We start from the raw sequence: 13700 nt of genomic DNA, 5'->3' as shown, positions 1-13700 counted from the left end.
TTTTTTCTATGCCAACAGGTCGTTTTTGCAGATGCTATTGTCCGCCCGCCAGTTAAGCTGTGTCCGTCAGGACCGAGTGCTGTTTGAGCAGCTCGATCTGCAATTGCATGCCGGTGAAGTGCTACAAATTGCTGGCAAAAACGGCGCGGGTAAAAGCTCTTTATTGCGCATTCTGTCAGGCCTGAGTGAACCCGAAGATGGTGAGGTTTGTTATCAGCAATTGCCGCTGGCGCAAAGTGCTGATGATTATGCCGACAATCTGTGTTTTATCGGTCATTTAGCCGGTGTGCAGCCACAGCTGACGGCGCTGGAAAATCTTCAGTTCTGGCGCGCTTGTTTCGCTCTCAAAAGCGCCGATGACTGGGCCTTGCTGGCGACCTTGGGTCTGGCGGGTCTGGAGGATATTCCGTGCCAGCAATTGTCCGCCGGACAACAGCGGCGGGTGTCGTTAGCCAGACTTTGGCTGACATCCGCACAGATTTGGATTTTAGATGAACCCTTCACCGCGCTGGACCGGAGCGCCATCGCTGCTTTGACCGCTCGAATTGCCGCGCATTGCAGTCAGGGTGGCGCCGTCTTGCTGACATCGCATCAGCCGGTAGAAATCCCCGGGTATGCCGTACGTGAATTTATGCTGGAGTATCGCTGGTAATGAGTCATGTTGCGGTGTTTCGCGCTACGTTAAAACGTGAATTAAAATTGTTGGCCCGGCAAAAAGCCGACTGGGTTAACCCGCTGTTATTTTTCATTATTATTCTGACTTTATTCCCGCTTGGCGTTGGCGCCAAACCTAATTTATTGCGTGAAATCGCGCCAGGCGTGATTTGGATCGCCGCCTTGCTATCGGTATTGCTGGGAGCCGAGCGCCAGTTTCGGCAGGACTACCGTGACGGCGTGCTGGAACAACTGGTGGCGGCTCGTGCTCCGCTGCTTGGTTATAGTCTGGCCAAAATCGCTGCCGGCTGGATTAGCAGCGGACTACCGCTGATTTTGGTATCGCCGCTATTGGCATTATTTCTGGGCTTATCGGCGGAAGCCTTGTTGGCGGTGGTGCTGACTTTATTGCTCGGCACGCCGTTATTGAGTTTATTGTCCGCACTCGGCGCTGCACTGACGCTGTCTGCCGACAAAGGCGGGATTTTATTGGCGCTGGTTATTCTGCCTCTGTATATTCCGTTACTAATTTTCGCCAGCGCAGCCGTTGAACAAGCGGGTTTTGGCCTGAACTACCAGGCGCAACTGGCCGTACTGGCTGCGATGTTATGTGTTGCGTCGGCACTGGTACCTATCGCGGTGCAAAAAGCATTAAAACTGAACGTGGGGTGATATGTTTAAGTGGCTTGATCCATATGCAAAACCACAGGTGCTGTTCGCCACCTTACTTTGGTGGCAACGCTGGCTGATGCCGTTGGCCATCGTTGTGTTACTGATAGGCACCATCTGGGGCCTGGGCTTCACACCCGCTGATTATCAGCAAGGCGATTCGTACCGGATTATTCATGTCCACGTGCCTTCTGCGATTTGGTCGATGGGGGTTTATGCCTGGATGGCGATTGCCGCTTTTATTGCACTGGTTTGGCAGGTCAAAACCGCGCAATGGGCGATTGGGGCTATGGCGCCGATAGGCGCAGTGTACACGTTGATCGCTTTATTTACCGGCGCAGCCTGGGGCAAACCGATGTGGGGCACTTGGTGGGTATGGGATGCTCGCCTGACTTCCGAACTGATTCTGCTTTTCCTGTTTTTAGGCGTCATGGCGCTGCAAAATGCTTTCGCAGATCGTCAGACTGGCGATAAAGCTGCCGCAGTCTTAGCGGTGGTTGGTGTGGTCAATCTGCCGATCATTCACTTTTCGGTCGAATGGTGGAATACCCTGCATCAGGGCGCCACTATCACGAAATTCGCGAAACCTTCAATGGATCCATCGATGTTGTGGCCGTTATTAATCTGCATTCTGGGTTTTGCGCTGTTGTTCGGGGCTTTAACTTGCCTGCGGCTGCGCACCGCTATTTTACAACATGAAGCGCACCGCCCCTGGGTGCGGCAGTATGTCGAGGAGCAGCAACATGCCAGAGTTTAACTTCACTTCATTCAGTGATTTTATCGCGATGGGCGGTTATGGCTTTTTTGTCTGGTTGTCTTTTGGTAGCAGTCTTGCCGTGCTCGTGGCGCTGGGTTGGTACAGCAAACGCCAGCAACAGCAGTTTATTCAACAACAATCGAACCGTGCGGCACGTGAAGCTCGCGTGCGCCAGCAGCAAGACCGGGAGCAGGTATGAATCCACGTCGTAAACAGCGGCTGATTGCGGTCAGCAGTATTCTGGTGTTACTGAGCGGTGGTGTTGGCGCCATGTTGTATGCGCTAAACGAAAACGTAGATTTGTTCTATACGCCGTCCCAATTGGTCGATGGCCTTGGTGAAGATAAAAACAAACCGGTGGTAGGGCAACGTTTGCGTATCGGTGGCATGGTGGTGAAAGGCTCGGTGCGCCGTGACGAACACAGTCTTAAAGTCAGCTTTGATTTGGTGGACACAGGTCCGATAGTCACTGTGCACTATGACGGTATTTTGCCGGATTTATTCCGTGAGGGGCAGGGCATCGTAGCGCAAGGTACTTTGCTCGACGCGACCACCATTGAGGCAACCGAGGTGTTGGCTAAACACGACGAAAACTACATGCCGCCAGAAGTGGCTGAGGCGATGAAAGGCATTAAGCATGTCCCACCAAAACAAACCTATCCTGCAGAGACGCCGTAATGATTGCTGAACTTGGACATCTCGCACTTTGTTTTGCGTTAGCTATTTCGCTGGTACTGGCCATTTTCCCATTGTATGGCAGCTATAAAGGCGCTGCTGGGCCAGTACTGCTGGCCCGCCCGTTAGCAATCTTGTTGTTTCTGTTGACCAGTGTCGCTTTTGGCGCCCTGTGTTATTCGTTTTGGAGCAACGATTTTACCGTGTTAAATGTCGCCAGTAATTCCAACAGTATGCTGCCATGGTATTACCGTATGACGGCCGTCTGGGGCTCACACGAAGGGTCCATGTTGTTGTGGGTGCTGATGCTGTCGGGCTGGACTGCTGCTGTTGCACTGTTATCCAATAGCTTACCGTTAATTCTGCAAGGCCGCATTCTGGGCGTACTCGGCATTATCAACGTCGGCTTTTATGGCTTTGTGCTGTTCATGTCGAACCCATTTGAACGCACCTTACCGTTTTTCCCGGTCGATGGCCGCGATCTGAATCCACTGCTGCAAGATTTTGGCATGATCATTCACCCGCCGTTGCTTTACATGGGATATGTTGGTTTTGCGGTGTCTTTTGCTTTTGCCATTGCGGCTTTGCTCGGCGGTCGGTTTGACTCGAACTGGGCGCGTTGGGCGCGGCCTTGGACCCTGGCGGCTTGGTTGTTTTTAACGCTGGGCATCATGCTGGGGAGTTGGTGGGCTTATTTAGAACTCGGCTGGGGCGGCTGGTGGTTCTGGGATCCGGTCGAAAATGCCTCGCTGATGCCATGGTTAGTTGGCACTGCCTTGATCCATTCGCTGGCGGTGACGGAAAAACGCGGCACATTTAAGTCCTGGACGGTGTTACTGGCGATTGCGGCCTTTTCGTTAAGTTTGCTCGGCGCCTTTTTAGTCCGTTCCGGTGTGTTGGTTTCTGTGCACGCTTTTGCCACAGATCCAAGCCGTGGTTTGTTCCTGTTGTTCTTCTTGTTAGTGGTGGTGGGTGGCTCTCTGCTGCTATACGGCGTGCGGATGCATGCGGTGCGGTCACAAGCGCGTTATCAGTTGTTCTCGCGCGAAGTGTTGTTATGGGGCAACAATATCTTTTTGTTGACCGCAACCTTGGTGGTGTTTTTGGGCACCTTATACCCACTGTTTCATAAAGAGTTGGGGCTGGGCTCAATTTCGATTGGTGAACCGTTCTTTAATTCAATTTTCCAGTATCTGGCGATCCCATTTGCACTACTGCTTGGCTTAGGCCCTTGGGTGCGCTGGAAGCAACAACAATGGCAACCGTTGCTGAAGCCGTTGTCGATGGTGTTAGTGGCGGCTTTAGTGTTAGCGGTTGGTGTGTTGAGTTTGTACCAAACGCCGTCAGCAAATTTAGCGCTGCTCGGGCTGATTTTGGGCGCTTGGGTTGCAGTGTCCACCGTGGGGGAGATCCAACAAAAAGCCGTGCAATTAGGTGGTGTGCCGGGACTGTTTAAGCTGCAAGCCAGCCACTGGGGCATGGTACTTGGTCATCTGGGTTTTGCCATGCTGGTGGTGGGAATTGCGATGACCAAAACTTTCAGCGTGGAAAAAGACGTCCGGATGAAGATTGGTGATAGTGTTGAGCTAAACGGTTACACCTTTTTGTTAAGTGACGTCTATGCACTGAATGGGCCGAACTATGGTGGTCAGGCCGCCGAGCTTGAGGTGTTTGCGCACGGCGAAAAGCTGACGCATTTACATGCCGAAAAACGCTTTTATCCGGTGACACGTTCGGTGATGACTGAGGCTGCAGTTGATGCACGCTTAAGCCGTGATTTATATGTGGCATTGGGTGAGGAATTGTCAGGCCCGTCTTGGGCGCTGCGCGTCTATGTCAAACCTTATGTGCGTTGGATTTGGTTAGGCGCGATTTTAATGGCACTGGGCGGTTTGGTATCACTTGGCGATAAACGCTATCGCCGTAAAACGGCAGCAGTGACCAACCCGCAGAGTAGCGCCGCAACAGGAGCCCCTGCTGATGCGTAAAACCGTGTTTTATGTGCCGCTCGCTGCGTTTTTGTTGCTGTCGTTATTTTTGCTCAGCGGCTTGTTTTCCGATCCGCGTGACCATGGTTCCGCGTTGTTGGAAAAACCACTGCCAGCTTTTAGCTTGCCGGAGTTACAGCAACCAAACCGGCAAATCAGCGCCGCGGATTTTCGCGGTGAGGTCACGCTGCTCAATGTTTGGGGGGTGTGGTGTCCAACCTGTAATGCCGAGCTGGGTTTTTTAACCACACTGCGCCAGCAAGGGGTCCGCATCGTTGGTTTGTATTATGTTCAACCGGTTGATTCGGCGTTTGGCGAAAAGTTTGATCTGCCCGCTTTGCAACAGCAAGTGCGTGACAAATTGGCCGAGCAAGGTGATCCGTATCTGTTTAATGTGGTTGATGAACAGCGCTCGCTGATTTTCGATTTAGGTGTCACGGGAGCACCTGAGACTTTTGTTATCGACCGGCAAGGCGTGATCCGTCACCATCATGTGGGGGATATCAATCCGCAAAATTGGCCACAGTTGCAGCGCATTTATCAGCAACTTCAGCAAGGAGCCGACTATGTCCCGACGCCTTAATGTCGCCGCCGCAGTGTTATGCGCTCTGTTATGTGCAGGGTTCGCCAGCGCGGTCGGGGCTGCTGAAGACTTAGTGCAGTTTGAATCTACCGAACAGCAGCAGCTATACCGGCAATTGACGGCGGAGCTGCGTTGTCCCAAGTGTCAGAATCAGAATATTGCCGATTCAAACGCGGTCGTCGCGGTGGATATGCGCAATAAAACGTTAGAACTGGTGCGCCAGGGCCAAACGCATGATCAGGTCATCGACTTTATGAAACAGCGTTACGGTGATTTTGTGCATTACCAACCACCATTTCAACTGAGCACTATCTGGCTCTGGTTATTGCCGATTTTGGCTGTGTTATCGCTGGCATTCACCGTATTTCGTCGCAGTAAATCCAGTCAAACTGCTGAGGCTCCGGAGGCGGAAACTGCCGGGCTGGATGCAGAATTACAGGCGATGATTGATGCCGCCAGTGCGAAGTCGAAGGAGTAGTACCTGATGTTGATGAATTTAGCGCTGACCGCCGCGGCCTTGTTATTACTGGCAACTGTGTTGTTATGTTGGCCACGACGGATGAAAGCCGGTCAGCAATTGGACCGCAAAACGCTATTTGCCGAAAAATTAGCGCTGCTGAGTGATGCTCGTGATCTCGGCGAGTTGTCCGACAGTGATTTTGCCGTGGCAGCAGCCGAATTAAAAAATCAGTTTCTGGCGCCGTTACCGGATGCCCAGTTGCTGCAAGGCCACTCGGCACGTAGCGGCTTATTGGCATTGCTGTTGCTGACGGTGCTGACGGCGGTGTTGTATGCATCGACCGGACAATATCGTGCTCTCGATGACTGGCAGCAAGCGCAGGAAAATCTACCGGCGTTTGGTGAACGGGCCTTGCTTGGCAAAGGCGAGCCGCTGAACGACGCAGAGTTAGCGCAGTTTGCGTTAGGTTTACGCACCAAACTGGCGACCAGCGGCGATGACGCCGTCGCCTGGTTTGTGCTGGGCCGGATCTGGTTCAGCCAAGGCCAAATTCCAGAATCGATTGAAGCTTTTGAAAAAGCCTTAGGCCTGACACCGGAACGCGTCAATCTGCTGGTTAGTTACGCCCAGGCGTTGATGGTGGAAGGTTCGGAAGAGAGCGTGAAAAAAGCGGCGAAGAGCTTAGGGACCGTTCTCAGCAAAGACGCCGGCAATGTCGACGCTTTATCAATGCTGGCGCTGATTGCGCAGCAGCGCGGTGATGTCAAAGAAGCTCGCGCCGCGTGGGAAGTACTGCTGGCGCAGCTGCCGAAGGACGACCCGCGTTATGCGCAGGTGCAGCAACAGCTGGCACAGCTCGAGTCTCAACAGCAAATACCTCAGCCAACAGCGCCTGCTGAGGCTGGCCCGGTGCTGAACGTCACACTGACAATTCCGCAAGCGGTGGCCGATGCCAATGCCGGGGCTACCCTGTTTGTATTTGCCCGCGCAACGCAGGGCATGCCATTGCCGGTGGCAGTGCAAAAACTGCAGCTCAAAGCCGGCACCATGCAAATCCAGCTCGATAACAGTCATAGCATGCAGCCGGACTGGAACTTATCGGCAGTAGACAGCGTCACAGTGGGAGCCCGCATCAGCCGAAGCGGTTCAGCCACGCCAGACCCGACTGATTTGCAGTTAAAATCGGCCCCATTGACGCTGACGGCTGCAGCACAACAGGTTGAATTGAGTTTTTAAGCAGCGAAAGCTGAATAAAAATACGGCAAGTTCGCGGAAAAACCGGCTTAGGCAGTGATCCGCGACGGAGCTGCAGGGTATAATCCCGCGCCATTTTTAATTGCAACAGGACGCAGAATGCATTTCATCAAAACTACAGCGCTGCTGCTGACGCTGCTATTGGCTGGTTGTGCCAGCAAGCCAGAACCGCAGACCGCTGCACACAACGACCCACGAGATCCGATGGAGTCATTGAACCGCAAGACCTGGACGCTGAATTACGAATATCTCGACCCTTATTTGCTGCGCCCGGCTACCGTCGGATATATGACCGTCACGCCAAAACCGGTGCGGACTGGCCTTGCCAATATGGTGCAAAACCTCGATGAACCGGCCAGTTTTATCAATGCTGTGCTACAGGGCAAACCAAAAAGCTCCGCGATTTCCGCGGGTCGTTTCCTCGTCAACAGTACCGTAGGGGTGTTGGGTTTCTTTGATGTGGCGTCGCACTTTGAGTTACCACTGCAAAACGAAGATTTTAGCCAGACGCTGGGCGTCTGGGGCTTAGGCCACGGTCCTTATGTGATGGTGCCTGGTATGGGCCCAACGACAGTGCGGGATGCAACCGGCCGTGTCGTTGATAACCTGTATTTCCCACTGGCATTATTAAACACGCCGTTATCCATTGGCCGTTTTGTTATCGGTGCATTGGATGGCCGGGAACAGCTGATGAGTCAGGAAAAACTGCTGAACGACTCGCTTGACCCGTATTTGTTTGTTCGTGACGCCTATTTCCAGCGTCAGGACTACAAACAATATGATGGCAATCCACCGCAAGCCGAAGTCGATGAAGAAGCGTTAGAGCAGTTCATCGAGTAGCGGTTTACCGCTTTGGCCGGGCTGACCAGTGCAGCCCGGCTTTTCATTTCTGCACAGCTGCGGTATAAACGGCTGGCAAAAATCAAAAAACCAGAAACACCCGCGTTTTATAACTATTAGAAACAGGATACCACCATGACCCAATCCCCTGTGACTCAGCCACAGCCGGCGCTGCTGTGCTGTCAAATCCGCTGGAGCTGCCAATGAATAACGTAGCTGCCAGACAATTCGATACTCTGTGGGGCCACCCCAAACCGCTATGGATGTTATTCATGGCCGAGTTTTGGGAGCGGTTTGCGTTTTACGGCATTCGCTGGGCTTTAACGCTCTACATCGTGGCACAGTTTTATGAAGGCAATGCCGCCGGTGAAGCCGATGCAAGCCGTTATTACGGTGCTTATCTGGCACTGGTGTACGCCACTGCGATCTTTGGTGGTTATGTTGCCGATCGGGTGATTGGTTATCAGCGCTCGATTTTACTCGGCGCCGTCGTGATGTCGATTGGCCTCTTTATGATCATGATCCCAAGCCTTGAGCTGTTTTTGCTGGGTCTGGCTGTCATCGTGGTTGGTAACGGTTTGTTTAAGCCGAATATTTCGACATTAGTTGGTAAGTTATACGAGCAGGGTGACGATCGCCGTGACCGTGGTTTCACTATTTTTTATATGGGGATTAACTTAGGTGGTATGTTGTCGCCGTTGATCACCGGTTGGCTCGCCAGTGAAATTTTTGGCACGCCACAGCACCAAAACTACAAAGCAGTATTTGGCGCTGCTGGCGTTGGCATGCTGTTAAGTACGATCTGGTTCTATATTGGCCGTGCCCAGTTAAAAGGTATTGGTGTAGTGCCGGAAGATAAGCCTGAAGATAAGCCTGACGCGAAGAAACTGGCTTATGTAGTTTTAGGCGTTATTGCTGCGGTGCCGGTAGTTTATTTCCTAATGGCTGGTATGGGCGCGCAAACATTGGCATGGGTGTTAGGTGTATTGTTTGTCATTGTTGCGCTGATGTTGCTGGCCGAAGGTAAACAAACCGGTACTGTGCAAATGCATCGGGTTTGTGCCTTGTTGTTACTGTTCGGTTTTAACGTCACCTTCTGGATGTTCTTCGAACAAGCCGGCAGTTCGTTTAATTTCCTGGCACAGAACCTGGTGAATCGCGATGTATTTGGCGATGCCAGTTTTATCTTCCCAACGGGCTGGTTCCAGTCCGTCAACTCGATGGCCATTATTATTTTCGCACCAATTATCAGTGCGATCTGGTATTTCACCAGCAAACGCAAAATGGAACCGACCATTCCGTTTAAGTTTGGTTTGGGTCTATTAGGTAATGCGTTAGGCTTTTTAGTGCTGATGTACGCTTTGACTCAGTTAGTCGACGGCAATGGCCTGATCCCAATGTGGCCGCTGGTGCTGTGTTATGTATTGCAGTCAATTGGTGAACTGTGTTTATCACCGATTGGTTTGTCGATGGTGACCAAGCTGGCGCCGGTGCGTTATGTTGGTCTGGCGATGGGCGCTTGGTTTTTATCCATTGCAACCGGTAACAACCTGTCGGGCCTGCTGGCTGGCGAGATCTCTGGTGAAACCGGCATGACGGTTGAATCTGCGTTGGCCGGTTTTAGCTTCAGCTTCTACTTGCTGTTGGGCGCTGGTATTGTGTTGCTGCTGATTTCGCCGCTGATTAACAAACTGATGCATGGCGTGAAATAACGCAGTTGCATTGAGACAAAATAAAAGGGCCTTATGGCCCTTTTATTTTGCTTAAATTTCGACGTTATAACTGCAGCTGGCGCCGCGCCTGCGTCAACAAGGGCCGGACTAAGGCAAAAGTCACAGGCCGGGTCAGCAGCGGATAAATCAGTATCAGACCGAGCGCCAGACCCGCCGCATGAAGCACAGTTTCCGCCCGGGCGATCAACAAAAACGGTGGGATCAACACACACAGCTTCCAGATATTGAGGATCAGCTTCTGTGGTGTAGGCAACTGGTCGGCGGCGCGGCGTAACACTGCCATCCGGTCGCGAAAATTCAGTTGCTGCAGTTCAGGTAAAGCGCGACTGTTCCAGAACATAACATACCTTTTTGACATCAATTTAGCGGTTATACGGCCCGATGACAGGATCAGATTGACTTGAAACAACTGAGGCCGGCAATGCCGGCCTCAGGATAGATGCGCCCGGGATCAGACCAGCTTGGCCAGGATCTCTGAGACGACATCGTCAATCGCCAGTAGCGATTTTTCACCACTGCGACGGTTTTTGTATTCGACCTGCCGCTCATCCAGATTGCGCTCACCAATCACGATGTGGTGCGGCACGCCTAACAGTTCCATATCGGCAAACATCACACCTGGGCGTTCTTTGCGGTCATCGAACAGTACTTCGACACCAGCGGCTGTCAGCGCTTTGTACAGCGCTTCGGCCGTGTCCTGAATCCGCACAGACTTGTGCATGTTCATCGGCACCAGCGCCACCTGGAACGGTGCAATCGCAGCTGGCCAAATAATGCCGTGCTGGTCGTGGTTTTGCTCAATGGCAGCAGCCACAATGCGTGACACACCGACACCATAACAACCCATCGTCATGATCTGATGCTTGCCTTCTTCATTCAGCACGCCGGCTTTCATCGCTGCGGCATAGCGATCGCCAAGCTGGAAGATATGGCCGACTTCGATCCCGCGTTTGATCACAAGAGAGCCATTGCCACATGGACTTGGGTCGCCTTCTACGACGTTACGCAGATCTGCGACTTCGTATTGTGCAATATCGCGGTCAAAGTTCACTCCGCTCAGGTGGTAACCGTCTTTATTGGCACCACAGACGAAGTTAGCAACAACGGCAGCACTGCGATCAGCGACGATGCGGATCGACAAGCCAACAGGACCGAGTGAGCCGGCTGATGCGCCGGTTACCGCTTTGATGTCGGCGTCAGAAGCAAACGTCAGCGGGCTTTGTACGCCAGCCAGTTTCTCTGCTTTGATTTCGTTTAAGTCATGATCGCCGCGCAGCAACAGCGCCACCAGCGGTTGTAGGCCTTTATCGTCAGTCCGCTCGCCGTATACCAGTAATGTCTTGATGATCTGGCTGGCATCGACAGCTAAAAGCGCCGCAACTTCGGCGATAGTGCCGGCGTTTGGTGTGGCGATTTCAGTAACTGGTGCCGTTGCTGCCGGGCGTGGCGTCGTTGGCGCCAGCGCTTCAGCTTTTTCGATATTGGCCGCGTAGTCGCTGGCATCGGAGAACACGATGGCATCTTCACCGGAAGAGGCCAGCACGTGGAATTCGTGTGACACGGCGCCGCCGATGGCACCGGTATCCGCGAGCACAGGGCGGAAGCCAAGGCCTAACCGGGTAAAAATGTTGCTGTAGGCCTGATACATTGCCTGATAGGTTTTTTCCAGACACTCCTGGCTCAGGTGGAAGGAGTAGGCGTCCTTCATCAGGAATTCACGTGCGCGCATCACGCCAAAACGTGGCCGGCGTTCGTCGCGGAATTTGGTCTGAATTTGGTATAAATTCAGCGGCAGCTGTTTGTAACTGCTGACTTCTTTACGCACCAGATCAGTGATCACTTCTTCATGCGTTGGGCCGAGTACGAAATCACGCTGGTGGCGGTCTTTAAAACGCAGCAGTTCTGCATCCATTTTTTCCCAGCGACCGGATTCTTGCCACAGTTCAGCAGGTTGCACCATCGGCATCAGCACTTCGATAGCACCGGCTTTATTCATTTCATCGCGGACAATGGCCTCGACTTTACGCAGCACCCGGATACCGTTTGGCAGCCAGGTGTACATGCCGGACGCTTCACGGCGGATCATGCCGGCGCGCAGCATGAGCTGGTGGCTGATAATTTCTGCATCGGCCGGTGTTTCTTTTAAGGTGGATAACAGGTACTGACTGGTGCGCATTGCTGTGTTCACTCTGAAATACAAATAATTTGGCCCTATTCTAACAAGGGGTTTAGTCGGGCAGAAGGGTGATTTGTTGTTTTATGAAGTCTGATTGGACTTGTTGCCCTTTAGTCATGCCACCGAGGCTATAGATCTCGCCGCCCAGTTCCAGCAGATTACGCAGGTCCATGACCGGCGTGCTGACTTTGCCCTGGCGCCACTGCTGCGTTTTTGGCTGATACAGCCAGACTGCCGCATCCGGATCAGAGGGCGTGCCGTTATAGCCGACGCCATTAAAATTATATGGGTTGGTGGTGCCGCCAATAAACGCCAGATAGCGCTCGCCGGCTACGGTGACTGGTAAGGCAGCCTGGCGGTAACGGGCGACGCCGGTTGGATGTGGGATAGCTTTCCAGCTGATTTTCCGCACATTGCTGCTGTCAATCTCGCCCTGATAACAGGCTGCGGTAGCGACATAACTGCGTTTGCCGTCTGGATCTAACTTTGTCGCCACCCCGTCACAGATCAGTAGGCGGTTGCCATCAACAGTGCCGGCATGACCAAACACCGGCGTGCCCGGAAATGGTGTGGCCTGGCTCCATTTCTGCGTAAAGTTATCAAACAGCTGCACCAGATTGACGTTGCCATCATTGTGCCAGCCACTGACCAGATAAATGTACCGGTTTTGATAGGTCAGCGCGACGCTGTCATCCACAGCGACCGGCATATCCGGTAGTTTGGTGTAATTCTTACTGATCGCACTAAACCGATAGCTGTCGGATTGTGTGACTTCAGTGCCGTCTTTTGCGACCGAATAACCGCCAAACAGATAAAAATTCTGCTCAAGTACCGTGGCTGTCATCGCCAGCCGGTTGCTGTGCCCAAGGCTCGATGGCACATTGGGTAGTTTTTGCCAGCTGCTATCGCCAGCTTGTAACAGCCAGCCTTTGTTGTGTGCATCCGCCGCAGTTTTGCCATTGCCAAGGCCACTGAAGCTGGCAATGTAGGTCTTGTCGCGGATCGTGGTGGCCAGTACCGGATTGTTACTGACCGGTTCCGGTAGTGGCGGCAACGTCTGTGCCAGCGCCGGTGTCAGCAGCAGTGGGCTCAGCAGCAAGCGCGAAAATAGCGGTAACGTGATTGTGGTTGCCATCGACTGTCCATTTGATGTTGTAGTGATACAGAGTCATACCATAACTTTGCAGTTCGTCACGCTGTTTTTTATATGGCGGACGCGGGTCTTGTTTCAACACTTTCTCGATAAACTGTTGCAACGCCGGATATTGCCGCTGGCTTTGACAAAATGCGGCGGCTTCGGCACTGAAACTGACCGTCATATCCGTTTCCGGTGCGGCATCGGCAAAACCACCCCGCGCATCCGGCAGCGCATCTGCATAAGGCAGATAAGGTTTGATATCTATTACGGGCGTGCCGTCGAGCAGATCAATGCCGGACAGATGCAACACCAGCAGTTCTCCACGCCGGCTGACACCTTCCAGTTTTACCACGGACAAACCAATCGGATTGGGTCTGAATGTTGCGCGTGTGGCAAATACGCCTTTTTTGTGGTTGCCGCCAAGCCGTGGCGGCCGCACTAATGGCGACCAGCCTTTGTCAGCGGTCTCATGGAAGATAAATACCAGCCACAAATGCGAGAAGGCTTCTATCCCCCGCACAATAGCATCATCCGCATAAGGTGGGTGCAGCACCAGTTCACCCTGAGCTTCAGCAATAAGCCCGGGCTGACGTGGGATGGCGAATTTTTGTTTATAAGGCGACCGGATAAAACCCAGCGCCGGTAATTGAAACATAGCAGCGGTCATGCGGAACTCTGTCGCAAGTTTGATTATATCGGGCATTATCCGGCGCTACAGCTGAAACAACAAGACTTGACACCCGGGTACAAGGAAGTGCTTGCTCTTGGAGGTC

General features: G+C 52.8%; 15 protein-coding genes. 11 read left to right on the top strand and 4 right to left on the bottom strand.

Annotated elements, in window-relative coordinates; all coding sequences use genetic code 11:
- Nucleotides 1-31: 31 nt before the first annotated feature.
- The 11 genes from ccmA (at nucleotide 32) to ACQ66Q_RS06300 (ending at nucleotide 9592) form a co-directional block, all read left to right on the top strand.
- A complete protein-coding gene (gene ccmA, locus ACQ66Q_RS06350) occupies nucleotides 32-652 on the top strand; it encodes a cytochrome c biogenesis heme-transporting ATPase CcmA (RefSeq protein ID WP_430456021.1) in 621 nt (206 codons plus the stop codon).
- Nucleotides 652-1326 (top strand): heme exporter protein CcmB, encoded by a 675-nt coding sequence (ccmB, locus tag ACQ66Q_RS06345; RefSeq protein WP_430456020.1) that lies wholly within the window; start codon nucleotides 652-654, stop codon nucleotides 1324-1326. The genes ccmA and ccmB overlap by 1 nt, the downstream gene beginning before the upstream one ends.
- A 1-nt stretch (nucleotide 1327) precedes the next feature.
- Nucleotides 1328-2080 carry a heme ABC transporter permease gene (locus ACQ66Q_RS06340; protein ID WP_430456019.1) on the top strand — a complete coding sequence of 251 codons (753 nt, stop codon included), beginning with the start codon at nucleotides 1328-1330 and terminating at the stop codon, nucleotides 2078-2080.
- Nucleotides 2067-2279, top strand: coding sequence for a heme exporter protein CcmD (ccmD, locus tag ACQ66Q_RS06335; RefSeq protein ID WP_430456018.1), 213 nt, complete (start codon nucleotides 2067-2069; stop codon nucleotides 2277-2279). The genes ACQ66Q_RS06340 and ccmD overlap by 14 nt, the downstream gene beginning before the upstream one ends.
- On the top strand, nucleotides 2276-2758 hold the full coding sequence (ccmE, locus tag ACQ66Q_RS06330; protein WP_430456017.1) for a cytochrome c maturation protein CcmE: 483 nt from the start codon (nucleotides 2276-2278) through the stop codon (nucleotides 2756-2758). Before ccmD ends, ccmE begins: the two co-directional genes overlap by 4 nt.
- Nucleotides 2758-4743, top strand: a complete 1986-nt coding sequence (locus ACQ66Q_RS06325; protein ID WP_430456016.1) for a heme lyase CcmF/NrfE family subunit — start codon at nucleotides 2758-2760, stop codon at nucleotides 4741-4743. The genes ccmE and ACQ66Q_RS06325 overlap by 1 nt, the downstream gene beginning before the upstream one ends.
- Entirely contained in the window at nucleotides 4736-5326 is a 591-nt protein-coding gene (locus ACQ66Q_RS06320; RefSeq protein WP_430456015.1) for a redoxin family protein, read from the top strand. The genes ACQ66Q_RS06325 and ACQ66Q_RS06320 overlap by 8 nt, the downstream gene beginning before the upstream one ends.
- Entirely contained in the window at nucleotides 5310-5804 is a 495-nt protein-coding gene (locus ACQ66Q_RS06315; RefSeq protein WP_430456014.1) for a cytochrome c-type biogenesis protein, read from the top strand. Before ACQ66Q_RS06320 ends, ACQ66Q_RS06315 begins: the two co-directional genes overlap by 17 nt.
- 6 nt (nucleotides 5805-5810) lie before the next feature.
- Complete coding sequence (locus ACQ66Q_RS06310; RefSeq protein WP_430456013.1) at nucleotides 5811-7022, top strand: tetratricopeptide repeat protein; 1212 nt, start codon at nucleotides 5811-5813, stop codon at nucleotides 7020-7022.
- A 117-nt stretch (nucleotides 7023-7139) separates the two neighbouring features.
- Nucleotides 7140-7880 (top strand): MlaA family lipoprotein, encoded by a 741-nt coding sequence (locus tag ACQ66Q_RS06305; RefSeq protein WP_430456012.1) that lies wholly within the window; start codon nucleotides 7140-7142, stop codon nucleotides 7878-7880.
- A gap of 203 nt (nucleotides 7881-8083) precedes the next feature.
- A complete protein-coding gene (locus ACQ66Q_RS06300) occupies nucleotides 8084-9592 on the top strand; it encodes a peptide MFS transporter (protein WP_430456011.1) in 1509 nt (502 codons plus the stop codon).
- 64 nt (nucleotides 9593-9656) lie between these two features.
- Here the strand turns inward: ACQ66Q_RS06300 and ACQ66Q_RS06295 are convergent, their stop codons facing one another.
- The 4 genes from ACQ66Q_RS06295 to tsaA all read right to left on the bottom strand — a co-directional run bounded on the left by ACQ66Q_RS06295 (nucleotide 9657) and on the right by tsaA (nucleotide 13594).
- The gene (locus ACQ66Q_RS06295; RefSeq protein WP_430456010.1) at nucleotides 9657-9953 is read right to left on the bottom strand and encodes a DUF6170 family protein; all 297 of its coding nucleotides are present in this window, start codon (nucleotides 9951-9953) and stop codon (nucleotides 9657-9659) included.
- Nucleotides 9954-10064: 111 nt separating this feature from the next.
- A complete protein-coding gene (locus ACQ66Q_RS06290) occupies nucleotides 10065-11789 on the bottom strand; it encodes a proline--tRNA ligase (protein WP_430456009.1) in 1725 nt (574 codons plus the stop codon).
- Between the two features lie 52 nt (nucleotides 11790-11841).
- A complete protein-coding gene (locus ACQ66Q_RS06285; protein ID WP_430456008.1) occupies nucleotides 11842-12924 on the bottom strand; it encodes a Kelch repeat-containing protein in 1083 nt (360 codons plus the stop codon).
- The gene (gene tsaA / locus ACQ66Q_RS06280) at nucleotides 12815-13594 is read right to left on the bottom strand and encodes a tRNA (N6-threonylcarbamoyladenosine(37)-N6)-methyltransferase TrmO (RefSeq protein ID WP_430456007.1); all 780 of its coding nucleotides are present in this window, start codon (nucleotides 13592-13594) and stop codon (nucleotides 12815-12817) included. Before tsaA ends, ACQ66Q_RS06285 begins: the two co-directional genes overlap by 110 nt.
- Between the last annotated feature and the right edge of the window lie 106 nt (nucleotides 13595-13700).

It is taken from the genome of Rheinheimera sp., assembly GCF_965283995.1.
Lineage (GTDB): Bacteria > Pseudomonadota > Gammaproteobacteria > Enterobacterales > Alteromonadaceae > Pararheinheimera.
This window is presented reverse-complemented; position numbering and strand designations above follow the sequence as displayed.